Consider the following 23,079-nt stretch of genomic DNA (forward strand, 5'->3'; position numbering starts at 1 on the left):
GCGCCGCCACTCACTCATGCCAGCTCCGCAGACCCAGCAGCCGTTCACCGAGCGGGGTGAGCTCGGCCGGTCCGTACAGCAGGTGCTCCTCCTTGCGCAGGCCGCCCTCCGGGGGGTGCGGCGGCACGCGGTCCCGCCAGAACCGGACGCGCGCCTCCCGCAGCGGCTCGTTCTCCTCCCAGGCCGGGGCCATGGACATGTACTGGGCCATCCGCACCCCGTCGCGGGAGACGTTCGGGTGCACTCCGTGCGGCAGCAGGCTGTTGAAGACGATCAGGTCGCCCGGGTGCACCTCGGGGACGGTGATGCGGTAGCCGGTGATGTCCGGGGTGTACGGGTCGCGGTCCTCGGGCTGCCCCTTCACCCAGGTGTCCCACTCGGTGAAGATCTCCGGCACGCACTGGAAACCGCCGATGTCCTCGTTGCCCCCGGTGAGGGACAGCACCGCCTGGCAGCTCACCGGGAGGGGGTCCACCGACGTGTCCACGTCCCAGTGGACGAAACCGCCGAAGGCCCGGGAGCCGTGGTTGGGCGGATTGACGTTGGCGAAGTCGATGGTCACCCACAGGTCCGTACGGTCCCAGATGTCGACGAAGGCGTCGTAGACCCGCTGCGTCTGCCGGTTGTCCCACTGCGCCTGGTGGTTGTACATCTCGACGAGACCGCTGTGACCGGGCAGCCGCTCGTTGCCGGTGTGGGCCGAGGACCAGGTGGCCGGGTCGTCCGGGCGCATGTCCTGGAAGTCCCACAGCGCCTCGGTGAGCCGGGTGACGTTGCGCTCCGGCACCGCCTGCCGCACCACCACGTAACCCTCGGTGGTCCATTGCTCCCAGTCCCGCGGGGACAGGACCCGCAGGGGCAGCGACTTGTGTACGTCCCTCAGCTGGACTGTGTTCACGGACTCACCTCCGGCAGGTGAAGCGCCCTCACATGGTCGGGTACCTCGGAGGGGTTCACCAGCACGCTTTCGGACAACCCCTCGCGGGGCCGGGGCGGACGGCGGCTCGGACGGCGGGGAGGGAGACGGCGCGCTCGGCCGTTCGCCCCGTTCACTCGATCACCAGCCGCTGTCCGGGCAGGACGACGGCGTCCAGCGCGGTGCCGGCCAGCAACTCCAGCGCGTCGTCGAGGTGGTTGAGGATCGGGCGCCCGCCGCCGTTGGCGCTCGTGTTGATCAGGACGGGCAGGCCGGTGCGGGCGCCGACCGCCCGGCAGAGCCGGTGCAGCGCGGGGTGGGTGGCGGACCGTATGGTCTGCAGCCTGGCCGTACCGTCGATGTGCCGCACCTCGCGGAGGAGCCGGGCCCGTTCGGGTTTGACGCGCGCGGCGAACAGCATGGTGTCCGTGTGGTCGAGGGGCCCGGCGAAGTACCGCTCGGCGTCCTCCGCCGGGCACAGCGGCGCGACCGGGCGGAACCACTCCCGGCCCTTGATCGTCTGGGAGACGTACTGCCGGGCCCCCGGCCAGTGCGCCGACACGAGCAGGGAACGGTGCCCCAGGGCGCGCGGACCGGTCTCCATACCGCCCTCCAGCCAGGCGACGCACCTGCGGCCGGCCAGCAGGTCCGCCACCGCCTCGACGAACGCCTGCTCGGTGTCCGGGGTCCGTACGGTGCGCCCCGCCCGCAGCGCCGCGTTCCGCGCCCCGTCCTCCGGCGCCGCCAGCGGGCCGCCCGCGTACGGCAGACCGGCCCCCGGCGATCCGTCCGTCACGGCCGGACGCTCCGCCGGATCGGCGGCGGCCAGAGCCGCGCCGAGTGCGATGCCGGAATCGTCGCAGCAGGTCGGGACGTGGACCCGGGTGAACTGCCCCGACTCCACCAGGGCGCTGTTCGCCGTGATGTTGAGCGCGCAGCCGCCCGCGTAACAGAGCGTGGAGTAGCCCGGGAAGCGCGTGCTGATGCCGGTGACCAGGTGCACCAGGTCGCGTTCGACGGCTGCCTGGAGGGTGGCGGCCAGGTCCCGGCAGACACGGTCGTCGGGGCTGTGGCCGACCTCGGTCCTGCGGCCGTCCGAGGTACGGATCTCGTCGGGGAACACCGACCCGTAGGAGTGCACCACGTCGTCGTCGGAGGAGTCCGCGAGGCCGGCGTCGAGGTATCCGCCGCTGTCCGGGTCGTACTCCCACCAGCTGTCGGCGTACCGGAGGGCCGTGCCCACCAGCGCGTCCTCGTCGAGGGGCTCGTACAGGTCGGGTGAGCGGGTCCGCGCCCCCTGGCGGACCAGCATGGCGCGCAGCACCGGGAGCAGCGCATCGTCCGGTTCGCCCGTCGCCGACAGCCCCAGCAGCTTGCCGGTGTCGAACTGGCTGCCGTGCACGCGCCGCGCCAGGGCCTCGTAGACGAGGCCGAAGCGCGGGCCCGTCCGGTTGGTGAAGGACAGTACGGGGGTCAGCCGGTCGCCCTCACCCAGGCAGACCATGCCGTTCTCGGCGTAGTTGCCGGTGCCGTCCAGGGCGATCACCAGGGCCTTGCGGGCTCCTGACGTGTAGTAGGCGAGCGCGGCGTGCGCGTAGTGGTGGCGCACGACGGTCAGTTCGACCTCACCGAGGCCCTCGGCCAGCGGCCAGCCGGCGAGGTCGACCGTGCGGACGACGGCGTTGAGCAGGTTCCCGCCGGGCCGCGCCCACCAGGCGTCCTTGCCGACCAGCTCGACCAGCGCCGGCGGCAGCACACGGCACACCGGCGTGTACCAGTCGGCCACGGCGACCCGGGTCACCGGCGACTCGGCCGCGGCCCGGAGCTCGGCCAGCCAGTCGGGGGCGGTCCGCGCGAACCGCTCGTTGCCTCCGCACACGTGGCGCAGGCCCAGGCGCCGTTCCGCCTCGATGACGTGGTAGCCCGACGCCTGCGTCAGGGCGGCGCCCGCGTCATGGCCGAAGTGCATTCCGATCGTTGCCACGAAACCGTACCGCTCTCTCTCGGGTCGTCAGGCCAGGGCGGCGGTCTGGGCGTGGTGCCGCTCCAGCAGCCCCTGGACCACTTCGCGCATGTAGGCGCAGTAGCCCGGGGACATCACCTGGATCGACCCGTTCTCCTCCTCCAGCGCTCCCGCCGAACCGCCCGAGCAGGTGCCCTGAAGCTCGCAGCCCTGGCAGCCGGGTCCGTTGGTGTACGCGCGCATGCCGTAGTCCTGGTAGGCGTCGGAGGCGAAGACGCCCTGCCAGTCGTCGATGGTGCCGAGCTTGCGGGCGGTGGCCTTGCAGGCGAAGACGCTGCCGTTCGGCTCGATGGACAGCTGGCGGCCCACGGCGGGGCAGGTCTTGTAGTCGGCCTGCGCGGCCCACTTGCGCTCATCAATGATCATCTGGAACGTCTGGTACCAGTACCCGCTGAGCTGTACGCCGCGCTCGCGCCCGTAGTCGACCGCGTGCAGCAGCCGCTGGGCCACATCGTGCGGGCTGTGCCGGTCGAAGAACTCCTTGGCCTGGAAGGACACGATCACGTCGAGCGAGTCGAGGCCGGCCTCGGCGACGAAGTCGATGAGCGGGGTGCCCCACTTGTCCCAGGTGAACTGGGAGAGGACGGTGGTGATGCTGACCGGCACCCCGGCGGCCTTCATGTCCAGGATGGCCTTGCGCACCACGGGCCACGGGGTGCGCTGCTGTTGTCCGCCCCGGAACTCGCCCGTCTCCGGCACCAGGTAGTCGATCGAGACGGTGGTGTCCACCTGGTGGCGGGCCAGTGCCGCCAGCAGCTCGTCGTCGATGCGCGAACCGTTGCTCGTCAGGTCGTACGAGAGGGAGACGCCGTCGTGGCTGTCCCCGAAGGTGCGCAGTACGTGCAGGATCGTGCCCCGGGCCAGCGTCGGCTCACCGCCGAAGAACGAGACGGTCAGGTGCCCGCCCCCATTGGCCTTGCGCAGGGCGATTGCCTCCTTGACGGTCTTCTCCGCCACGTCCAGGGACATGTGCATCGAGGGATTGCGGCCCGAGTCGGAACCGTGGTTCCAGTCGCCCTTGGCGAGCGTCGGCCCGGAGTCCGGCCGCGCGCGGCGCAGTTCGACCAGTACGGGACCGGGCTTCACGCTCTCGCCCGAGGTGTTCCGCTCCTCCACGCCGCCGTCGAAGTTGTACGCGAAGCAGCCCTGGCAGGAGAAGTTGCAGGCGTTCGTCAGCACCAGCTGAATGGAGGAGTGGAAGACACCGCTGCTGAGCGCGGCCTGCCGGCTCTCCAGCAGCGCGTCGATCTCCTCGGCCTCGTCGCGGCCGGCCTCCACCAGATAGCGCGCGTCGATGAGATCACGCAGGGACGCCTCGTCGATCCTTTCCCGCAACTGATCGAGCGTCATGCCGTCCGCCGCTTCCCGGAGCAGCTCCACAATGTCCCGGTCGACCAGCCGCGCATTTCCGTACAGGGAATGGAAAGCCATCGTGCGTGCGCTTCCGTCATACGTGCCGAGACGGCCGCCGAAAGCGGTGAAATCACGATCTTCGGCGGAACGCAGCGTGCGGGCGTAACGCGAGGACTGGTAGATCGAATTCGGCATGGACGGGCCTCTCCCTGCGTATCGGGGCATCCGGCAGAGCATCGGAACAATCGGCCGCCGCAGGCGGGTGCACGACGTGCCCCACCTGCGGCGTATGAAGGCCCAGCCGTCTCCGACAGGCCCGGGAGGTGCTTCGGATCTCAGGCGGGCGTGTCCTGTTTCCGCTGGTCAGCGGCGGCAGGCGCAGCCTGTGCTTCCTTTCGCACCGGGGTGATGGTCGGAGCGTTGCCCTTGTCGGGCGAGACGAACGCGCAGGGCCGGGACGACGCGGTGACCGCGGGCCTGACCACTTTTCTTACTTCGGCCATGGAGCCTCCTCCAATTGTCGGGCGCGCAACAGACCACACTGAAGCAGATGCCGCCGACACCGATAAGAGGACCTTTCGGCCACGACGCGACGGCTCGAACGGGAGCACTTCCGGCCGTGCCGAGCACCCCGAAATCATTCCGGTGAAGGCCGGATATGGCGTGCGTCCCCGCAGCTCTGTTCACGATCAACAGGACCGCGGTCTTTGATCGAAAAGGGAACTCCGACGCTCATGCCGCCGTGCCCAGAACGGCGTGACGACGGCGCGACCGGTCCCCTTTCCCCGTGACGGGCCGGCCGGGGCGGGGGAGGGCCGCCCGGCCCGGCTCCGGGGCGGCTCGGACGTACGCCGGGAAGGCCGGGCGGGGCCGTGCCGCCCGTCGGCTGGCGTGATGTGTTCCGCCGCGGCGCGCGGCGCCGGCCGGCCGCCGGACACCCGGCCGGCGGGCGGCCCTGGCGCATTCCCGCTCCACGGCGGGGCGTTGCCGCCGCCGTCGGGCGGGCCGGGAGGCGTCTGCGGCCGGCGCGGGGCGCGGCCGAACGTGCCGGCCGTCCCGGCGCCCGCCGCGCGTACCGCCTGAATATGCGGTTGACGCCTGACCCTGTTCCGGGTTCGGATGGCGTCCCATGAGCAGCGACGACCACACGCCTCCCGGCCCGGTTCCCGTCGACGACGACCTCGTACGGCGGCTGATCGCGGGTCAGTTCCCGCACTGGGCGGATCTGGAGGTCGTGCGGTTCCCGTCCGGCGGCACGGTCAACGCCATGTACCGGCTGGGCGACGACATGGTCGTACGGCTGCCGCTGCGCGACGGCGGGGCCGAGGACGTGGCGAAGGAGCGGGAGTGGCTGCCGCGCCTCGCGTCCCGGCTGCCGACGGCGGTGCCCGAGGTGCTCGCCGCCGGGGAGCCCGCCGAGGGGTATCCGCGGCCCTGGTCGGTCTACCGGTGGCGGACCGGGGAGAACCCCGTGGAAGGGGCGTTGACGCAGCCCGAGCGGCTGGCGGAGGATCTGGCCGCCTTCGTGGCGACGATGCGGAGCATCACCCTCCCGGGCGCTCCGGAGGCCTACCGCGGCGGGCCGCTCGCCTCGCTCGACGCCGGGACACGGGCGGCGATCGAGGCACTGCGCGCGATGCCCGGGGAAGGTGTGGACTGCGACGCGGCGGTGGCCGTGTGGCAGGACGCCCTGCGCACCCCGGACCGGGAGCAGCCGGTGTGGCTGCACGCCGACCTGATGCCGGGCAACCTGCTGGTGGACGGGGCGGGCAGGCTGACCTCGGTGATCGACTTCGGCTGTGCGGGGGTGGGCGATCCGGCCTGTGATCTGTTCCCGGCGTGGAACCTGCTGCCGGCCGGTGCGCGGAAGGTGTTCCGCGAGGCGCTCGGCGTGGACGACGCGACCTGGACCCGCGGCCGGGCGCGGACGCTCTCCCAGGCCCTGATCGCACTGCCGTGCCACCACCGGACGAACCCCGCGATGGCGCGCAACGCCCGGCATGTGATCCGCGCGGTGCTCGGCGAGGTCTGAGGCCGGCCGGCTCGGCACCGGCAGGAGGCCCTGACGGGCGATCGTCAGGGCCTCCTGCGCCACGGTGTGCTCACCGGTGGGTCACGGGCACTTCACCCGGGGGTTGTACGGCGCGAAGAGGCCGCGGGGGTTGTCCTTCCACAGCCAGACGTGCAGGGAGTAGTGGACGGGCAGTCCGGGGATGTCGGTGAACGGTCCGTCGAACTTGTGGCCGAACAGCTTCGGGCGGTCCTTGGTGGTCTTCGGGTTCTGGTCGGCGTCCGGCACGATGTACTCCAGCGCCGCCAGTTGCCGCTTCCCGGCCTTGTCCGGCGCGTAGAGCACGGCCGCGGGGCGTCCGGGGTGCAGGGAGCCGATGTTGGCCGGGTCGACGTAGTGGTAGCCCATGCCGCCCTGAGTGGGGTGGCTGACGCACTCGTTCGTGCTCTTGAACCCGGCGGCGTTCGCCAGCCTGGGCGCGTGGAAGGCGCCGCTGGCCGCCGCCGCGACGTCGAGCTGGCGGTGGGGGTCGTCGCCCTTGGCCGGGGCGGCGGCGATCGTCAGCGAGGCCAGAGCGGCGAGGGAGATGCCGACGGCGACCGGTCGTGCGCGCATACGTCTGCTCCTGTTCGGTGCTGGAATTTCACCCCGAGCCTGTACGCCGGTACGCGGCGGCGCACACGAAGCGCATCCGTTAGGGCACCGGTAGCCCGGACGGGTCGGGTGCCGAGCGCGCGCGTCGAATTCCGCCGACGGGGGCGGCCGTACGCGCGCGAGCGGAACGTTGAGCGTCGCGACCGACCGCCGAGAGCGCGTCCCGTTCAGCGGCGCAGCACCCACCTCTGCACCGACTCGAGCGGACCGTGCGGGAAGCGCCGCAGCCACAGTGCGGCGCTCAGCGTCAGCACCGCGCACACCGCGGCCCACATCCCCATCACCCACCACGGTCGCGCCGGCCCGGTGAACCGTGCTGCCAGGCCCAGCCCGAAGCCGTACGAGAGCACGACGCACAGCACGTTCTGCAGCACATAGGCGGACAGGGCCGTGCGGCCGACCGCGGTGAGGCCGTCCGTCAACGGGCCGGGGCGCCGTACCCGGTCCACCGCGGCGCCGACCAGGCCGATGAGGCCGACCGCGACGACGGGCGCGGCGCAGTAGCGCTCCAGCAGGAACCAGTCCTGCCCGGCCAGGCCCGTGACGGCGGTGAGCGGGACACCGGCCCCCAGCCCCCAGCGCAGCATCCGGGAGCGGAGCCGCCGCCCGGTCCCGTCCGCGCCGAACGCGCCCGCCCGGTGCAGCCGCACGCCGAGCAGGAAGAGGAAGACCAGCAGCCCGGACGACAGGACGGGCTCGAGCCGCAGCACGAGCGCGTTCTCCAGCCGGAAGGACACCTGCTCCGCGTAACCGCCGTGCGCGTACAGGTCGACGACCTCGCGCGGGACCCCGCCGCCGCTCGCCCCGTCGGTTCCCGCCACGGCCGCTGTGAGCAGACCCATGAGGGCCAGGTGCAGCCCGGCCGCCCCCCACATGACCCGTCGCCGCGCGCGGTCCGACCGGGTCAGCAGCCAGGCCACGAACAGGGCGGTGACCGCGTACCCCATCAGGACGTCCCACGCGAAGACGAGAACGAAGTGCAGGGCCCCCTCGGCGAACAGGAACAGCGCCCGCCACCGGTAACGCCCCGGCCAGGGCAGGCCGCGCCTGGCCGCGGAGTCGAACTGGATGGCCAGGCCGACGCCGAACAGGATCGTCAGCAGCGACAGGAACTTCCCGTCCGCCGCCAGTCGGAACAGCCTGCCGGCGGCCTCCGCCACGGTACCCTCACCGCCGCCCGCGGTACCGCTCTCCAGGACTCCCCACTCGGCGCCGGGAGCCGTGAAGATCCATACGTTGGTCATCAACGTGCCCAGGATCGCCACTCCGCGCAGGACGTCGAGCAGCCCGAGGCGGCTGCCTGCTGAGGTGGCTGCGGAGGCGGACGGGTGCAGGGTCTCGGTCATGTCCTTATCGTCGGCGCACGCATTCGCGCCCTCGTCGTGAGCGAGGACGAACTCGCACTACACCGAAAGACGCAGTCGGCGCCGGGCTCCCGGGCCCGCGTCGACGTGCGCGCGACGGCGAGCCGGTGACGCCGGGGGAGCGCGGGAGGAGACCGGGACCGTCCCCCGGTCCTCCGCGAAGGAAACATCTCGTCGCCGAGGGGAATGGTCGGGACAGGTTCGGTTAACCGGTTGTCATGGCACGGATACCGAAGTTGGGGCAGCACAAACGAACAGACTCGCCGCCGGAGGCCGAGGACGGCACCCGCCCGGGGCCCGATCCGGAGGTGGAGCGGGACGCTCCCGACGCGTTGGCGGACATGCCGAAGAAGTCCTGGTGGGCGGTACTGCGGCGCACGGTCAAGGAGTTCACCGACGACGAGCTGGCCGACCGGGCGGCAGCCCTCACCTACTACGGTGTGCTCTCGCTGTTCCCGGCGCTGCTGGTGCTGGTCTCCCTGCTGGGCGTCGCGGGCGAGTCGGCGACGAAAGAGGTGCTCGACAACCTCCAGCAGCTGGCTCCCGGCTCCGCGCGGCAGGTGATCGCCGACGCGGTGGAGCAGTTGCAGTCCAGCGGCGGTACGGGTTCGGTGCTGGCCGTGGTCGGTCTGCTGGCGGCGCTGTGGTCGGCGTCGGGGTACGTGGCGGCGTTCATCCGGGCCTCCAACGCGGTGTACGACATTCCCGAGGGGCGTCCGGTGTGGAAGGTGCTGCCCGTGCGCCTGGGCGTGACGGTGGTGCTGATGGTGCTGGCCTGCGCCAGTGCGCTGATCGTGGTGTTCACCGGCGGCCTGGCCCGGCAGGCCGGCAAGGCCCTCGGGGTCGGTGACGCCGGCCTGACCCTGTGGGGGATCGCCAAGTGGCCGGTCCTGGTCCTCCTGGTGATCATCATGATCGCGATCCTGTACTGGGCGTCGCCCAACGCGAAGGGACGCGGCTTCAAGTGGGTCACGCCGGGCAGTTTCCTGGCCCTGGTCCTGTGGATGGCCGCGTCCGCGGGCTTCGCCGTGTACGTGGCGAACTTCTCCTCGTACAACAAGACCTACGGCACACTCGCCGGAGTCATCATCTTCCTCGTCTGGCTGTGGATCACCAATGTGGCGATCCTGCTGGGGCTGGAGTTCGACGCCGAGATGGTGCGCGAACGCGCGATCGTGGGCGGCCATCCGGCGGACGAAGAGCCGTACGTGGCCCCGCGCGACACCCGCACCTGGAGTGAGGCGGAACACCGTGCCGCTGAATGACCCCGCCCGCATGACAGGAGCCGCCGGCGTCGGGGCCGGGCGTCAGCCGGCCGGGCCCGCCCGGCCGCAGAGCGTCCTCGACGGGCTGCGCCACATGGACCGGGAGTTGACGCGACGCGCCGCAGCCTGGGAGTCGCCCTTCGCCCGACGCGTACTGCCGGCCGTGGAGTCCGCGGCCGAACACACGAAACTGTGGTGGGCCGCCGCCGTGCTGTCCGCCGCCGCGGGAGGCCCCAGGGGGCGCAGGGCGGCGGTGGCCGGACTGACGAGCATGGGCGTGGCCTCACTGGTGTCGAACGGACTGTGCAAGCGGCTGTACGAGAGATGCCGGCCGCCGAAGGGGCTCATCCCGCACGACGACGTGCACGAGAGGCCCGACAGTTCCTCCTTCCCCTCCGGGCACACCGCCGCCGCCGTCGGGTTCACCGCCGCCGCGTTTCCCTCGTCGCCCCGCGCGGGTGTGGTCTGCGCGGCCCTCGCGGCCATGGTGGCGGTCGAACGGGTGCACAGCGGCGCGCACTATCCCACCGACGTCGCCGCCGGAGCCGCCATCGGCCTCGCCAGTGCCTCACTGGTGCGCTACGCGCCCCGCCTTCTCCTCCACAGGATCACGACGCTGTGACCGGTCGTCCCCGAAGACGGGTGGCGCGCCGCGACCTGGGTACGCGCGCGGTGACAGCGGCACGACCCGGCAGCGCCCCACGACCACTCGGCCGGGGGGTGTCGAGGGGACCGTGACGGGTAGTCGGGCGGAACGGTTCGAAAGCAACGAAAGGCAGGTGAAGGGGTTTGAGTACCGCCGACCATCGCGGCGCGCACAGCACCGGCCAGGAACCCGTGGCCGAGCTGGTCTCACAGGCGTCGCAGCAGATCTCACAGCTGATGCGCGAGGAACTGCGCCTCGCTCAGGCCGAGATGGCGCAGAAGGGCAAACGGTTCGGGATCGGCGGCGGCCTCTTCGGCGGCGCCGGAATGACAGCGGTACTGGGGCTCCAGGCACTCGTGGCCACCCTGATCGCGGCCCTCGCGCTGGTGCTGCCGCTGTGGGCCTCCGCCCTCGTCGTCACCGGCGTCCTGTTCCTGCTCGCCGCGGTCCTGGCCATGGCGGGCAAGAAGCAGGTCGGCGGGGCCACTCCGCCCGTACCCGAGCGGGCGATCGACAGTGTCAAGGCCGACGTGGCCGAGATCAAGGAAAGGGCACACCGATGACCGACCAGTCCCACGCGAAGGCTTCCACGCCCACGCCCGAGGAACTGCGCAAGCAGGTGGACGGCACCCGCGAGCAGCTGGGCCAGACCGTGGAGGCGCTGGCCGCCAAGGCGGACGTGAAGGCCCGTGCCCAGGACAAGGCGGCCGCCGTCAAGCAGCAGGTGGCCGAGAAGACGGCCCAGGCCAAGGTGCAGGTCCTCGAAAAGGCGGCCCAGGTGGGGCAGTTGGCCAAGGACAGGACGCCCGAGCCGGTACGTGAGAAGGCTGCCCAGGCGAAGGCCCAGCTCACCGGCACGGCGGACACCCTGGCCGCGAAGATCCAGGACAAGACGCCCGAACCGGCGCGGGAAAAGGCCCTGCACACCGCGCGTGCCGCGCGCGACAACCGGAAGCCGCTGCTGGCCGCGGCCGCCGCTCTTGTCGTCGTCCTGGCCGTGCGCCGCAGGCGGAGGCGCTGACGGAGGCTCCCGGGCCGCCCCCACCGGGCGGCCGGCCGCGGTACGGCGTCTCTCCGGCCGACAACGCGTCGTGCCGCGGCTGAGCTTCTGGGGTTCACAGCGACCTCGCGGTCCTCGTGCCGCTTCTGGTGCCCTTCCGTCCGGCATACGAGCAGGTCGGGTGAACAGCCGCACCTCCCAGTGCATGATGGGGGGCATGACGACCAACGGGGGAGGTCGGCGCGAGCCGACCAGTTACGAACTGCAGCCGCCGACTCCGGCGGCGCCCGACGAGACGGTGTCCGCGACCACGCGTCCCGAGCCGCTGACGGCACCCCCGGCGCCCGCCCGGCCGTCGACACCGCCGACGCCGGCGCGATCGGCGGCCTCGCCGGCACCGGCCGGCGCGACCGGTCCGGAAGCCGGTGCGGGCCGCCTGGTCGGCGGCCGCTACCGGCTTCTGGAGCGCCTGGGCTCCGGCGGCATGGGCACGGTGTGGCGAGCCCGCGACGAGGTGGTCGACCGCGATGTGGCGATCAAGGAACCCCGGCTGCCGGAGCACTTCACGCCCGCCGAACGCCACACCGCACACCAACGCATGCAGCGTGAGGCCCGGGCCGCGGCACGCATCGACCATCCCTCGGTCGTCGCGATCCACGACGTGGTCACGGAGAACGACAGCCCCTGGATCGTGATGGAGCTGCTGCGGGGCAAGTCACTCGCCGAAGTCCTGGACGAGGGCACCCTGACCCCGTCGGAAGCGGCCAGGATCGGCCTCGCGGTGCTCGGGGCACTCGACGCGGCGCACGAAGCGGGCGTACTGCACCGCGATGTGAAACCCGGCAACGTCATGGTCGGCAGCCACGACCGGGTCGTACTCACCGACTTCGGCATCGCGCAGATGGAGGGCGAGCAGAAGCTCACCGAGACGGGCGGCTTCGTCGGTTCCCCCGAATACATCGCCCCCGAACGGGTCCTGGGCCGCCGCCCCGGTCCCGAGTCCGACCTGTGGTCGCTCGGCGTGATGCTCTACCAAGCGGTCGAAGGAGTCTCGCCGTTCCGGCGGCAGACCACTCCCAGCACGCTGCAGGCGGTCCTGCTCGCCGAACTGCCGCCCCCGCAGCACACCGCGGAACTGACCGAGGTCCTCACCGGCCTCCTGCGCAAGGAGCCGGAGAGCCGGCTCACGGCCCGGGCGGCGCACCCCCTTCTGCGCGCGGCGCTCGCCCCCGCCACCCGCCCGGATCCGGGCCCCCGGGCGTCCGCCACGTCCGAGGGCAGCACACCCCGCAGGCCGCGCACCGCGCGGCGGGTCGTGATCGCGGCCGCGGCCGCGATCACTCTCGCGCTGGCCGTCGTGCTGATCACCCGGTTCACGGGTGACGACCCGCCGCAGGGGTGGAAGCGCTATGAGGAGTACCGGATGCAGCTCACCGTAGCCGCTCCGGCCGACTGGACCATCTCCACCCAGGACGACCTGGAGAGCAGTGACGGCCCGTATGTCGCCACCGAGTACACCTCGCTCAAGGGCGACATGAGCCTGCTGGTGGGCCAGAAGCAGAAGGCCACCGAAACGGCGCGCGCGACGGCCGACCGCTGGAAGACCGAGTACGAGCAGGCCACCCCGCCCACCGGCGGTTCCCCGGCCACCTCGACGGTGGAGTCCACCACCGAACAGGGCAAGGACGCGGCGATCATCACAAACGAGTACAGCGAGGAGACCGACGGCACCCCGCGACGGCTGAGCAAGACCCTGATCGTGGTCAACTCCTCGCAGGAGCGGCTGACGCTGTCGGTGGAGGTGGCGGCCGGGAAGTCGGCGGCCAGGACGGCCGGCGACCTGCTGAGGAAGGCACGCTCGGAGTACCGGATTCACGATCTCTGAGCGCTCGCCGGTGAACCCGTACAGGGGAGGAGCGGCTCGTCCGCTCACGCCGACGAAGGGGTGCGGTCCGGACGTTGTGGCTCTCCCGCGCCCCAAGCCGGCGCCCGGCGGCGGACCGCCGGGGCGGTTCACCCGTACTGCGCCGCTGCTGCCTACGCCAGTACGGCCATCGACAGGCCGCCGCAGGCGTCGACGACGCAGCACCACTCCGCCCAGGCCCGGGGTACGACCCGCCCGCTGCGGTGGTGGGCGAAGTCCCAGACCGCGTGGCCCAGCCAGCCCGCGGCCAGCAGGTGGAGGCCCGTGCTCTTGTCGACGGTCAGGGCGATCAGCGCCACGGCGGCGAAGCCCAGGAGCCCGGCGACCTGGAGGGCGAGGACGCGCGGTCGTCCCAGCTCTCCGCGCAGCGCTCCGAAGAGCAGGTAGCACAGGGGCATGGTGACGAGGAGGGCCGCGAGGAACCCCGCAGCCGGCAGGCCGTCGGCGAACGTCGCCACCGCCAGGGCGAGCGCCAGGAGCGTGGGCCACCGGCGTCCGACCGCGGCCAGAGCACCGACGGCGCCCGAGGAAGGGGCCCGCCGGGTGCCGGGATCGGGCGCGGCGCGCTTGCCGTCGTCCCGTTCGTCCTGTGTGGAATCGATCGTCATGGTGTCTCCAGGTACTGAGGCGAACGGGAGCGGAGCAGCGGGGCGGGACCGGACCGTGGGCGGGCCCGGTTCCACTGTCGCGCCCCGTCGGGCCGATCCGGCCGCCTCGGTGGTCCCGATGTCCGCGGCCTTGGGGTAGTGGTCCTTCCCGCATAGGGTCGGCGCATGGCGGAGCGCTTGATGGTCGTGGTCGGCTACGCGTCGGCCGAGTTGCTCGACATCGCGTGTGTGACCACGGGCCTGGCCATGGCCAACGGGATCGGCGACCCCGCGGTGCCGTACCGGGTGAGCGTGGCCGGCCCGGGCGGCGAGCCGATCGTCTGCGGATCCGGACTGACGCTGCTGAGCCAGCACTCTCTCGAACGGCTGGTCGGCCCGCTCGACACACTGATCGTGTCGGGCGGCATCGGATTCGAGCAGGCGGCCTCCGACGCCCGGTTCGTCGGGCACGTGCGGCGGCTGGCCGGAGAGAGCCGCCGTGTGGCCTCCGTGTGCACGGGGGCGGGCGTGCTGGCCGCCGCCGGGCTGCTGGACGGCCGCCGGGCCACCACGCACTGGCGCTTCGCCGGCCGGCTCGCCGCACGTCATCCGCAGATCCGGATGGACCCGGCCCCCATCTACATCCGTGACGGGAACGTCTACACGGCGGCGGGCATCACCAGCGCACTGGATCTCACCCTCGCCTTCATCGAGGAGGACCACGGCCCCGAACTGGCCCGCCAAGTGGCCCGGGACCTGGTCATCTACCTTCAACGGCCCGGCAACCAGGCGCAGATGAGCCTGTTCACCGCCGCTCCGCCGGCCCGAGACGACACGGTGCGCGAACTCGTCGCACACATCACCGCCCACCCCGACCACGACCTCGGCACGGTGGCCCTGGCCGCCCGCGCGGGTGTCACCCAGCGCCACCTCACCCGGCTGTTCACGGAACATCTCGGGCTGGCGCCCGCCCGGTTCGTACGGCAGGCCCGCACCGAGGCCGCCGCCCACCTGCTCGCGTCGACCACGCTGCCCATGGCGAGCGTGGCCGCCCGCTGCGGCTTCGGCAGCGCCGAGTCGCTGCGCCAGGCGTTCATCGGCCGGTACGGCATCTCGCCTTCCCGCTACCGGGCCACCCAGCGGCGGCGCCCTTCCTCATGACGCCGACCTGACCGCCCCCCGGAGGGGGCCGACGTAGCGGTCCTCGCGAAGAAGGCGCCGCACGACCCTTGTCAGTGCAATGTCACATTACTATTTTACATGGCACGCGAAGGCGTGCCTGAGCGTCAATCTCCTTACCGGACACGGCACTTCGCGGATCCGCACGCATCGCTGTCGCACCACCACCCCCCATCTCCGACAGGAGTTCACTGGTGTCCCAGCTCAGATCCCTGTGCAGGCCGCTGCTCGCAGCAGCCGCCACCGTCGCCCTGCTCGTGCCACTGGCGCAGGTGGCGCGGGCCGAGGAGGCCGCCCGGCGGCCGCCCGCGGCAGCCGCCGCGCAAAGCCCCCTCCCGCCGGGCAGCGCCTCACCCGCCGGTGACCCGAGGGCCGCCGGTGAGAATCCGCACGACGAGGTCGACCGCCTCGCCCGGGCACCGCGGTTCACCCCGGCCCCCGCGCCCGCACCGGGCGGATCGGCCCGGGGCCGGACTCCCGGCCGGCAGAGTCCCGCCTCCGAACGCCGCCCCGGGGCTGCGTCCACCACCGCGGTGGGGGTGGCGTGCACACTCGACGGCGTCACCGGCCTCACGCCGGAGCGGTTCACCGACTTCCTGGCCGACCCGGCGGTCACCGCCGACGGCTGTCTCTCCACCCTCGTGTGGAAGTGGGACCCCCGGCTCGTGCCCGTCATGTCCGACGCCCACGTGCAGGCGGTGAGCCGCCGCGTCTCCGCACTCTCCGGCTCCCACGACGGCCGCAACTCGAGCCACCTGCTGGAGATGCTCACCTATCTCCACGCCGTCGCGTACCACGACTTCTCGCGCACCGAGATCGACGTCACGGACCCCCCGACCACCGAGGCCATGCGCCGCGCGGTCCACGCCTTCGGCTCCGCGGCCCGTAGCTTCGACGTCACCAGGACCAACGCCGAGAGTCTGCGGGAGGCGCTCTACGCGGGCAGTGCCCCGGGGCTCCGGCACAGTCAGCTGGGGCTGATCAAGAAGGTCCTGGCGACGATGGACAAGTACCACAAGGGCCAGTACGACAACGCTTCCTGGGGCGGTGCCGCGCTGGCCGCCCTCTCCGTGAACTACCTCGGCGTCTACCCCGGCAACAAGGACACGGCGTTCCACGGCGTGGTCGCGCGGAACGACTCGTACCGGGCCGCCTTCCGCGCCTTCGCGCACCACACCCACCTCAAGGGCACCGTGAACGAGTGGGCCGTCCGCGACGCGCTGAGCGAGTACGGCCGCTTCGGGCAGATCGCCGAACTCACCGGGCGCACCGTGCCCGACCTCGGCGCCCTGCTGCCCGTGGCCGAGCGCAACTTCGGCGCCGGGCGGGCGCCCTGGGCCGCCCTCGTCTCCTGGCTCAACTTCTACGAGGCGTGCGCGCCGTACGGGGTCTGCAAGGCGGACATCGAACGGCGGATCTTCCCGCACACGTACACGTACGACGGTGGGGCGATCAAGGTCCGCACCGGACTCGACCGTGCCACCGTCGACCAGCTGTACTACGCGAGCAAGCAGGTCAAGGCCCAGTTCCACCGTGTGATCGGCTCACTGGAGCCGCTGGCCGGCGACACCAACTCCTCGCTCGGCGTCGTGCTCTACGCCTCCCGGGCCGACTACGAGAACTACCACCCGATCCTCACCGGGATGGGCACCGCCAACGGCGGCGTCTACATCGAGCGGGGCGCGACCTTCTACACGTACCAGCGCAGGGTTCCGCAGGACTCCTCGCTCACCCTGGAGGAGCTGTTCCGCCACGAGTACGTCCACTACCTCAACGGCCGGTGGGCGGTGCCCGGATACTTCGGTGAGGGGCCCTGGTACAGCGGGGACCGCACCACGGCGATGGACGAGGGGACCGCGGAGTTCTTCGACGGCGCCACCCGCGACGACGGCGTGGCCGTACGCAAGTCACTGGTCCGCGGCGTCATCGGCGACACGGCCGGCGGCCGCCCGCGCATGAGCGTCGACCAGCTGCTGCACGCCACGTACGACGGGGATGGCTTCCGGTTCTACTCCTACGCCGGAACCTTCTTCGAGTTCCTGTGGATCGAGCGGCCGGCGCTGCTGCGGCAGATGTACCGGCATCTGCGCGCGGACGACACGGTGGCCTTCGACGCCTGGCGCGACCGCCTCGGGGGCGACGCCGGCCTCCAGCGCGCGTACGACGCCTTCCTGGACGCGCAGATCGCCAAGGTGGACGACCTGTTCGTGCCCCACACCACCTACACGCCCAACGACCGGCTCGAGGACGACTCGGTGGCCGCCGTACGGGAGGACTTCCAGTCGGCGACGGCCGCGCACCCCGACTGCGTAGAGAAGGGCGAACCGGGCATGAGGCGTTTCGCCTGCACAGGCCGGATCACCGCCGCTCTCTTCGACGCGACCGACGCGGGCCGCGTGTTCAGGGACATGTCCGAGACGGTGGACCGCTTCCTCCTCGACCGCGCCGAGGCCGCCTCGAACAACCTCGGCGACATGAACTGTTCCTTCGACGAGGTCGAGATCTGGCCCAACGGCCGGGCGGGCACGTCGTCGTACGCCTGCGAAGGCCCGCTGCGCAGCTGACAGGGCTCTTCTCGCCGGGGCAGGGGGCACACGCCCTGCCCCGGCGGGAGCGAGCGCTAGGACGGGACGGGGGCGCCCGGGTGCGCCGCCTCGGCCTCCGGCTCCTGCGGCGGTTCGCTCAGCTGCTCGCGCAGGTAGTTCCAGATCACGGCGATCAGCGCTGTCGCCGGGACCGCGAGGAGGCTGCCCACCACGCCGGCCAGGCTGCCGCCCAGCGTCACCGCCAGCAGGACCACGGCCGCGTGGAGGCCGAGGCTGCGACTCTGGATCATGGGCTGGAACACGTTGCCCTCGAGCTGCTGCACCACGATGATGATCGCCAGCACGATCAGGGCGTCCGTCAGGCCGTTGGACACCAGGGCGATGAGCACCGCGACCAGGCCGGCGAACAGCGCGCCCACGATCGGCACGAACGCGGAGACGAAGGTCAGGACCGACAGCGGCAGCACCAGCGGTACGCCCAGGATCCACAGGCCGAGGCCGATGAAGACGGCGTCCAGCAGGCCGACGAATGCCTGGGAGCGCACGAACGAGCCCAGCGTGTCCCAGCTCCGCTCGGCCACGACCGGAACGTCGGTGGCGAGCCGGCCGGGGAGCTGACGGGAGAGCCACGGCAGGAACCGCGGCCCGTCCTTAAGGAAGAAGAACATCAGGAAGACGGCCAGGACGGCGTTGACCAGGCCGTTGAACACGGTGCTCACTCCCGTGCCCACCGCGGTGACCATGCTGCCGAGGCTGTCCTTGATGCGGGCGATCGCGGAGTCGAAGGCGCCCGCGATCTGTTCGTCGCCTATGTTCAGCGGTGGCCCGGCGGCCCACCCGCGCAGCTTCTCGACGCCTTCCACCACACCGTCGGTCAGCTCGCCCGACTGGGACGCCACCGGTACCGCGATCAGCGCCACGATGCCCGCCGTCACCAGCAGGAACAGCACGGTCACCAGCGACGCCGCCAGGGCGGGGCGCCACCCGCGATTGCGCAGAAGACGCGCCAGGGGCCAGGACAGCGTGGTGAGGAGCAGGCCGATGATGAGCGGCCACACGATCGACCACATCCGGCCGAGGACCCACAGGGTCACCGCGGCCATCAGAAGGACCAGCAGCACATCGACGGAGACGCGCGCCGATGTCCGCAGCGCGGCGGCGGTTTTCGTGGAACTCAAGGTGGCAGCCATGGGGGTCACCTTATGGGAGGCCGTCGAGCTCGGGACGCCCGGTGGTCCGGACCGTCCGGCCGCCCGTGCGGGCAGGTGACTTGGGGCAATGCGCGTGGCCCGGACCCGGCGCGAGCGATCCTGCGGGACCGTCCGGCGCGACCACGCCACTGAACGCGTCGAGGCGGGCGACGTGCCGTTCGCAGAGCCCTTCTCTCTTGCTGAATCTATCGATAGTCGATAGATTCCCATCGTCGGTCGATCGAGGGAGAGATAATGGGGAAGCTGACAGGGCTCGCGCTGCGTGCCGTGCTTGTGGCGTTGCTCGCCGGCTCGGTGTTCGTCCAGGCGGTGATGGTGCCGCTGCTGGCCATCGATATGGAGGGGCTCAAGCCGGAGTACGCGTACCTGCGCACCCCGCTCCTCGTGATCGCGGTGCTGGGCGTGCTGACGGCCCAGGTCGTGCTGGTCTGCGTGTGGCGGCTGGTGACGATGGTGCGGCGGGGAACGGTGTTCTCCCACGCGGCTTTCCGGTACGTCGACGTGGTGATCGGCGCGGTCGTCGCGGCCGCGCTCGTCGTGTTCGCACTCGGGGTGGTCCTGGCTCCCGGCGAGGCCGTGGCCCCGGGAATCGTGCTCCTGATCGGCGGGGCCGGCGTGGCGGTGCTCGGGGTCGCGCTCATCGTGCTCGTCCTGCGGATGCTGCTCGCCCAGGCCGTCGCGCGCGATGTCGAGGCGGCGCAGATGCAGGCCGAACTCGACGAGGTGATCTGATGCCGATCGCCGTCGACATCGACGTGATGCTGGCCAGGCGGAAGATGTCCGTCGGTGAACTCGCCGACCGTGTCGGGATCACGCCCGCCAACCTGGCCGTGCTCAAGAACGGCCGAGCGAAGGCGGTGCGCTTCGCGACGCTCGCCGCGCTCTGCGAAGTCCTCGAATGCCAGCCCGGAGACCTGCTGCGCTGGGAGGCGCCGGACAGCTTGGACGGATGACGCCGACCCGGGGTCCACGGACGGACGGCCGGCGGGTCCCTCCCCGGCTCCGGGAGGGACCCGCCGGCCCGCCGAACCGGGCCTACGCGCCCTCGGGCAGGCCCGTGAAGAAGTCGACGACGTCGTCGATCAGCAGCTGCGGCTGCTCCAGGGCCAGGAAGTTCCCGCCGCGCTCGAACTCGGTCCAGCGCACCACACGGTGGTCCCGCTCGGCGAACCGGCGGATCGCCACGTCGGTCGGCAGGGCGACGGCCACGGCGGTCGGCACCGTGCCGGCGGCCTTCGGCGCCCACGCGGCGGGGTCGTGGGCCGTCTCGTAGTACAGGTGGGCCGAGGACGCGGCGCTTCCGGTGAACCAGTAGATGCTCACGTTCGTCAGCAGGGTGTCCCGGTCGACGGCGTCCTCGGGGAGTTCGTTCGCCGGGTCGGTCCACTCCTTGAACTTCTCCACGATCCAGGCGAGCTGGCCGACCGGCGAGTCGTGCAGCCCGTGGGCCACCGTCTCGGGGCGCGTCGACTGGATGACGTTGAATCCCATCTTGTCGTCGCGGAAGTCCTGCAGGCGCTGGAGCCGGGTCTGTTCGGCCTCCGCCAGACCCGCGAAGTCGGCAGGGTCCTCCGAGGGGAAGGTGACCAGCCCGTTCACGTGCACGCCCACCACGCGGTCGGGGGCGGTCCTGCCCATTTCGCCGGCGATCCAGGCGCCGCCGCCGTTGCCCTGCACGCCGTAGCGGTCGTAACCGAGGCGGGCCATCAGGGTGGTGAAGGCCCCGGCGATACGGCCGGTGTTCCAGCCGGTGGAGGACAGCGGCGTGGAGAAGCCCACGCCGGGCGTCGAGGTGACGACGACGTGGAAGCGTCGCGACAGCGCCTCGACGACGTCGGCGAACTGGACGAAGGAGCCGGGCCAGTCGTGGACGAGGAGCAGCGGCAGGGCCTCCGGGTCGGCCGACCGCACGTGCGCGAAGTGAATGTTCTGCCCGTCGATCTCGGTGATGTACTGCGGGAATTCGTTCAGCCGGGCCTCCGCCCTGCGCCAGTCGAAGCCGTCGGCCCAGTAGGCGGCCAGCTCCTTCAGATAGGTGACGGGGACACCCCGCTCCCAGCCGTCCACGCCCGGGACGCCGGCGCCCCAGCGGGCGTGGCGCAGGCGGGAGCGGAGGTCGTCGAGGTCGGCCTGGGAGATGTCGATCCGGAAGGGCCGGATGTCCTCACCGGCGGCGTCGGCGTCGGCGTGCGAGGTGTTCACAGCTGAGGCGTTGCTCCTGGTCTCCATGGGAACAACTCTAGAACCCGTACAGGAAAGAAGCGTTCCTAATCCCCAAGGCAGAGTGCCCTCATGCTCGAAACCTCCGCACGCCTGCTCAAGCTCCTCTCGCTGCTCCAGACGCCGCGCGCATGGCCGGGCTCCGAACTGGCCGAGCGGCTGGAGGTGAGCGGGCGGACCGTACGCAACGACGTCGAGCGCCTGCGCGCGCTCGGCTACCCCGTCGACGCCACCCGGGGGTCGGCCGGGGGATACCGGCTCGCCGCCGGGGCGGCCATGCCGCCGCTGCTGCTGGAGGACGACGAGGCGGTCCTGCTCACCATGGCCGTACGGACGGTCGCGCAGGGCGCGATGGCGGGGTCGGAGGAGGTGTCGCTGCGGGCGCTCGCCAAACTGGAACAGGTGCTGCCGGCGCGGCTGCGGCGCCGGGTGCGCGCCCTCCAGCAGTACACCCGGCCGGTGCCCGCCGACCGGCCCTCGCCGGCCGTCGACACCGAGGTCCTCATGACGCTGGCGGCGGCGTGCCGCGACCACGAGCGGCTGCGCCTGGACTACCGGGACCACGCCCGTGCCGTGTCCCGCCGGCTGGTGGAGCCGCAGCGGGTCGTGAACTGGGGGCGCCGCTGGTATCTCGTGGCCTGGGACGTCGACCGGGACGACTGGCGCACGTTCCGGGTGGACCGCCTCACGCCGCGCACACCGGCGGGCCCGCGTTTCGCGCCCCGCGAGGACCCGGACGGCGACGCCGCCGCCTATGTGGCGGGCAAGGCGTCGGCCGCCGCGTGGCGGTACCGGGCGCGGGTGACCGTGAGCGCCCCGGCCGCCGCCGTCCTGGAGCGGATCAATCCGGCGGTCGGGGTCGTCGAGGCGGTCGACGCCCGTACGTGCGTGCTGGAGACCGGCGCCGATTCGCTGGACTCGCTCGCCGTGCACCTCGGGCTGCTCGGTCACGACTTCACGGTGGCAGGCCCGCCGGAACTCGTCGACCACCTGCGGGAACTGGCCGGGCGCTACGCCAGGTCGACGCCACCGCCGCCCGGGCCCCCGTCCGCCCGGTGAGCCGGGGTGCATGACCGGCGGGCACCGGGGTACACGGCGCGGGGCCTCGGGACGACGTGTCCCGGGGTGCGGGCGGGCGCCGGCGTGGCGCCGGTCCGCAGCCGTGATCCACAGGGTGGTGCAGGGACTTGGAACACCTCCGGAGCGGGTGTGCGTTGCTCGCCGCCGCCGTGACCGCCGTCGTGCTCCTCGGCCGCTGGTGGGCGACGCGGAACCAGCCCGCGTGCACGGCCCCGACGGCCCGGCGGGGCGCACCCCCCGCCGCCGGGGCGAGGCCGCTCGCCGCGCGCGGGTTCGCCGGTGTGCCGCCGGACGGCGGAAGGCGGGCGTGCGTACCGGTCAGGGGATCACGGGTGGTGCGGGAAGCCGAAGCGCATCTGCGCCAGTGCTGGGAGCGGATGCGACCGCTGTACGAGCCGCCGGGCGGGTGAGCTCCGCCTGAGGGATGCGCGCATGTGCGTCAAATGGTCACACGACCGACACACTCCGGGGCGGTGCGACGGCGATATACGGCAATGCGAAGAGAAACCGGATTTCTCCCCAGGGAGCCGTCGTGTTGGCCATCGCTCTGCTTCTCCCGCCGTTCCTCCTGGGCCTGATCGTCCTCATGGGCCGCTACGAGGACCGGATGCTCACCCCCGCCGAAGCGCCGCGCCACGCCCGCCCACGCCATCTTCGCCTGGTGCCGAGGATCGGCTCGCGCGCCGAGCCCGCCGCCGAAGCGCAGGCCGGGGACGCGGCCGCGTAGGGCGAGGGGCGTGCGGTTCACCACTCCCGGGTGGCGATCAGCTCCTCCACGTCCGCGTTCCCGAAGCCGTAGGCGTCGGCGACGAACCAGAAGTTCTCGGCGATCTCCTCGCGGGCGGTGGTCTCGATCGCACAGCCCGCGGCTTCGAACTCCGCCTCCAGGGCGTTGAACTCCTCGGTGGCGGCATGCGTCAGGACGTAGAGCGCGGCCAGGCCGGCCGGCGGGTCCGCCTCGATGCGCTCGCACAGCCGGAGCAGGATCGCCTTTCCCTTGTCCACCACGTGGTCGGGAAAGTAGCCGTCCGCGTACATGCCGCGCAGAAATGAGTGCGCGGACATCTGCTGATTACTGATGGGCACGCGGTTCCCCGTCC

23 protein-coding genes are annotated in these 23,079 nt (G+C 71.9%); 13 read left to right on the forward strand and 10 right to left on the reverse strand.

Going from position 1 to position 23,079, the window contains the following annotated elements:
- Positions 1 to 10: 10 nt before the first annotated feature.
- From AC07FK_RS12240 to AC07FK_RS12255, 4 genes are all read right to left on the reverse strand, one after another.
- Positions 11 to 898 carry a phytanoyl-CoA dioxygenase family protein gene (locus AC07FK_RS12240; protein ID WP_479104793.1) on the reverse strand — a complete coding sequence of 296 codons (888 nt, stop codon included), beginning with the start codon at positions 896 to 898 and terminating at the stop codon, positions 11 to 13.
- A gap of 151 nt (positions 899 to 1,049) precedes the next feature.
- A complete protein-coding gene (locus AC07FK_RS12245) occupies positions 1,050 to 2,900 on the reverse strand; it encodes a carbamoyltransferase C-terminal domain-containing protein (RefSeq protein WP_479104794.1) in 1,851 nt (616 codons plus the stop codon).
- A 27-nt stretch (positions 2,901 to 2,927) separates the two neighbouring features.
- Positions 2,928 to 4,487: a radical SAM protein gene (locus AC07FK_RS12250; RefSeq protein WP_479104795.1), complete on the reverse strand. Its 1,560-nt coding sequence runs from the start codon at positions 4,485 to 4,487 to the stop codon at positions 2,928 to 2,930.
- 140 nt (positions 4,488 to 4,627) lie between these two features.
- Complete coding sequence (locus AC07FK_RS12255; protein WP_479104796.1) at positions 4,628 to 4,795, reverse strand: hypothetical protein; 168 nt, start codon at positions 4,793 to 4,795, stop codon at positions 4,628 to 4,630.
- Between the two features lie 626 nt (positions 4,796 to 5,421).
- Here AC07FK_RS12255 and AC07FK_RS12260 point away from each other — a divergent pair.
- Positions 5,422 to 6,324 carry an aminoglycoside phosphotransferase family protein gene (locus AC07FK_RS12260; protein WP_479104797.1) on the forward strand — a complete coding sequence of 301 codons (903 nt, stop codon included), beginning with the start codon at positions 5,422 to 5,424 and terminating at the stop codon, positions 6,322 to 6,324.
- An 81-nt stretch (positions 6,325 to 6,405) separates the two neighbouring features.
- Here the strand turns inward: AC07FK_RS12260 and AC07FK_RS12265 are convergent, their stop codons facing one another.
- Both AC07FK_RS12265 and AC07FK_RS12270 read right to left on the reverse strand, forming a co-directional pair.
- A complete protein-coding gene (locus AC07FK_RS12265) occupies positions 6,406 to 6,918 on the reverse strand; it encodes a hypothetical protein (protein WP_479104798.1) in 513 nt (170 codons plus the stop codon).
- A gap of 206 nt (positions 6,919 to 7,124) precedes the next feature.
- On the reverse strand, positions 7,125 to 8,303 hold the full coding sequence (locus AC07FK_RS12270; protein WP_479104799.1) for a DUF418 domain-containing protein: 1,179 nt from the start codon (positions 8,301 to 8,303) through the stop codon (positions 7,125 to 7,127).
- A 236-nt stretch (positions 8,304 to 8,539) separates the two neighbouring features.
- On the opposite strand from AC07FK_RS12270, the gene AC07FK_RS12275 reads away from it, so the two are divergent.
- The 5 genes from AC07FK_RS12275 to AC07FK_RS12295 all read left to right on the forward strand — a co-directional run bounded on the left by AC07FK_RS12275 (position 8,540) and on the right by AC07FK_RS12295 (position 13,117).
- Positions 8,540 to 9,586 (forward strand): YihY/virulence factor BrkB family protein, encoded by a 1,047-nt coding sequence (locus AC07FK_RS12275; RefSeq protein WP_479104800.1) that lies wholly within the window; start codon positions 8,540 to 8,542, stop codon positions 9,584 to 9,586.
- A 10-nt stretch (positions 9,587 to 9,596) separates the two neighbouring features.
- On the forward strand, positions 9,597 to 10,208 hold the full coding sequence (locus tag AC07FK_RS12280) for a phosphatase PAP2 family protein (RefSeq protein ID WP_479104801.1): 612 nt from the start codon (positions 9,597 to 9,599) through the stop codon (positions 10,206 to 10,208).
- 167 nt (positions 10,209 to 10,375) lie between these two features.
- Positions 10,376 to 10,795, forward strand: coding sequence for a phage holin family protein (locus AC07FK_RS12285; protein ID WP_479104802.1), 420 nt, complete (start codon positions 10,376 to 10,378; stop codon positions 10,793 to 10,795).
- Complete coding sequence (locus AC07FK_RS12290) at positions 10,792 to 11,253, forward strand: DUF3618 domain-containing protein (RefSeq protein ID WP_479104803.1); 462 nt, start codon at positions 10,792 to 10,794, stop codon at positions 11,251 to 11,253. The genes AC07FK_RS12285 and AC07FK_RS12290 overlap by 4 nt, the downstream gene beginning before the upstream one ends.
- Positions 11,254 to 11,449: 196 nt before the next feature.
- Positions 11,450 to 13,117, forward strand: coding sequence for a serine/threonine-protein kinase (locus AC07FK_RS12295; protein WP_479104804.1), 1,668 nt, complete (start codon positions 11,450 to 11,452; stop codon positions 13,115 to 13,117).
- 152 nt (positions 13,118 to 13,269) lie between these two features.
- On the opposite strand, the gene AC07FK_RS12300 is transcribed toward AC07FK_RS12295, so the two are convergent.
- Entirely contained in the window at positions 13,270 to 13,764 is a 495-nt protein-coding gene (locus AC07FK_RS12300; RefSeq protein ID WP_479104805.1) for a hypothetical protein, read from the reverse strand.
- 165 nt (positions 13,765 to 13,929) lie between these two features.
- Between AC07FK_RS12300 and AC07FK_RS12305 the strand changes: the two genes are divergently transcribed.
- Positions 13,930 to 14,904, forward strand: coding sequence for a GlxA family transcriptional regulator (locus tag AC07FK_RS12305; protein ID WP_479104806.1), 975 nt, complete (start codon positions 13,930 to 13,932; stop codon positions 14,902 to 14,904).
- Between the two features lie 212 nt (positions 14,905 to 15,116).
- Complete coding sequence (locus tag AC07FK_RS12310) at positions 15,117 to 17,486, forward strand: collagenase (protein ID WP_479104807.1); 2,370 nt, start codon at positions 15,117 to 15,119, stop codon at positions 17,484 to 17,486.
- 56 nt (positions 17,487 to 17,542) lie between these two features.
- Here AC07FK_RS12310 and AC07FK_RS12315 read toward each other — a convergent pair whose 3' ends face one another.
- Positions 17,543 to 18,658, reverse strand: a complete 1,116-nt coding sequence (locus tag AC07FK_RS12315; RefSeq protein WP_479104808.1) for an AI-2E family transporter — start codon at positions 18,656 to 18,658, stop codon at positions 17,543 to 17,545.
- Between the two features lie 255 nt (positions 18,659 to 18,913).
- On the opposite strand from AC07FK_RS12315, the gene AC07FK_RS12320 reads away from it, so the two are divergent.
- Positions 18,914 to 19,411: a DUF2975 domain-containing protein gene (locus tag AC07FK_RS12320; RefSeq protein WP_479104809.1), complete on the forward strand. Its 498-nt coding sequence runs from the start codon at positions 18,914 to 18,916 to the stop codon at positions 19,409 to 19,411.
- Entirely contained in the window at positions 19,411 to 19,632 is a 222-nt protein-coding gene (locus tag AC07FK_RS12325) for a helix-turn-helix domain-containing protein (RefSeq protein ID WP_479104810.1), read from the forward strand. Before AC07FK_RS12320 ends, AC07FK_RS12325 begins: the two co-directional genes overlap by 1 nt.
- A gap of 82 nt (positions 19,633 to 19,714) precedes the next feature.
- Here the strand turns inward: AC07FK_RS12325 and AC07FK_RS12330 are convergent, their stop codons facing one another.
- Positions 19,715 to 20,908, reverse strand: coding sequence for an epoxide hydrolase family protein (locus tag AC07FK_RS12330; RefSeq protein WP_479104811.1), 1,194 nt, complete (start codon positions 20,906 to 20,908; stop codon positions 19,715 to 19,717).
- Positions 20,909 to 20,971: 63 nt separating this feature from the next.
- On the opposite strand from AC07FK_RS12330, the gene AC07FK_RS12335 reads away from it, so the two are divergent.
- The 3 genes from AC07FK_RS12335 to AC07FK_RS12345 all read left to right on the forward strand — a co-directional run bounded on the left by AC07FK_RS12335 (position 20,972) and on the right by AC07FK_RS12345 (position 22,706).
- Positions 20,972 to 21,958 carry a helix-turn-helix transcriptional regulator gene (locus AC07FK_RS12335; protein ID WP_479104812.1) on the forward strand — a complete coding sequence of 329 codons (987 nt, stop codon included), beginning with the start codon at positions 20,972 to 20,974 and terminating at the stop codon, positions 21,956 to 21,958.
- Between the two features lie 128 nt (positions 21,959 to 22,086).
- Positions 22,087 to 22,389 carry a hypothetical protein gene (locus AC07FK_RS12340; RefSeq protein WP_479104813.1) on the forward strand — a complete coding sequence of 101 codons (303 nt, stop codon included), beginning with the start codon at positions 22,087 to 22,089 and terminating at the stop codon, positions 22,387 to 22,389.
- Positions 22,390 to 22,511: 122 nt separating this feature from the next.
- A complete protein-coding gene (locus AC07FK_RS12345; protein ID WP_479104814.1) occupies positions 22,512 to 22,706 on the forward strand; it encodes a hypothetical protein in 195 nt (64 codons plus the stop codon).
- 17 nt (positions 22,707 to 22,723) lie between these two features.
- Here AC07FK_RS12345 and AC07FK_RS12350 read toward each other — a convergent pair whose 3' ends face one another.
- Entirely contained in the window at positions 22,724 to 23,065 is a 342-nt protein-coding gene (locus tag AC07FK_RS12350) for a DUF5713 family protein (protein ID WP_479104815.1), read from the reverse strand.
- Positions 23,066 to 23,079: the final 14 nt, after the last annotated feature.

It is taken from the genome of Streptomyces sp. NPDC046122, from assembly GCF_056429965.1.

Bases quoted from the DNA above. Each gene is read 5' to 3' on its own strand.
- AC07FK_RS12250 (WP_479104795.1), bottom strand. From the start codon at position 4,487: ATGCCGAATTCGATCTACCAGTCCTCGCGTTACGCCCGCACGCTGCGT.
- AC07FK_RS12255 (WP_479104796.1), bottom strand. From the start codon at position 4,795: ATGGCCGAAGTAAGAAAAGTGGTCAGGCCCGCGGTCACCGCGTCGTCC.
- AC07FK_RS12260 (WP_479104797.1), top strand. From the start codon at position 5,422: ATGAGCAGCGACGACCACACGCCTCCCGGCCCGGTTCCCGTCGACGAC.
- AC07FK_RS12265 (WP_479104798.1), bottom strand. From the start codon at position 6,918: ATGCGCGCACGACCGGTCGCCGTCGGCATCTCCCTCGCCGCTCTGGCC.
- AC07FK_RS12270 (WP_479104799.1), bottom strand. From the start codon at position 8,303: ATGACCGAGACCCTGCACCCGTCCGCCTCCGCAGCCACCTCAGCAGGC.
- AC07FK_RS12275 (WP_479104800.1), top strand. From the start codon at position 8,540: ATGGCACGGATACCGAAGTTGGGGCAGCACAAACGAACAGACTCGCCG.
- AC07FK_RS12280 (WP_479104801.1), top strand. From the start codon at position 9,597: ATGACAGGAGCCGCCGGCGTCGGGGCCGGGCGTCAGCCGGCCGGGCCC.
- AC07FK_RS12290 (WP_479104803.1), top strand. From the start codon at position 10,792: ATGACCGACCAGTCCCACGCGAAGGCTTCCACGCCCACGCCCGAGGAA.
- AC07FK_RS12295 (WP_479104804.1), top strand. From the start codon at position 11,450: ATGACGACCAACGGGGGAGGTCGGCGCGAGCCGACCAGTTACGAACTG.
- AC07FK_RS12300 (WP_479104805.1), bottom strand. From the start codon at position 13,764: ATGACGATCGATTCCACACAGGACGAACGGGACGACGGCAAGCGCGCC.
- AC07FK_RS12305 (WP_479104806.1), top strand. From the start codon at position 13,930: ATGGCGGAGCGCTTGATGGTCGTGGTCGGCTACGCGTCGGCCGAGTTG.
- AC07FK_RS12315 (WP_479104808.1), bottom strand. From the start codon at position 18,658: ATGGCTGCCACCTTGAGTTCCACGAAAACCGCCGCCGCGCTGCGGACA.
- AC07FK_RS12320 (WP_479104809.1), top strand. From the start codon at position 18,914: ATGGGGAAGCTGACAGGGCTCGCGCTGCGTGCCGTGCTTGTGGCGTTG.
- AC07FK_RS12325 (WP_479104810.1), top strand. From the start codon at position 19,411: ATGCCGATCGCCGTCGACATCGACGTGATGCTGGCCAGGCGGAAGATG.
- AC07FK_RS12330 (WP_479104811.1), bottom strand. From the start codon at position 20,908: ATGGAGACCAGGAGCAACGCCTCAGCTGTGAACACCTCGCACGCCGAC.
- AC07FK_RS12335 (WP_479104812.1), top strand. From the start codon at position 20,972: ATGCTCGAAACCTCCGCACGCCTGCTCAAGCTCCTCTCGCTGCTCCAG.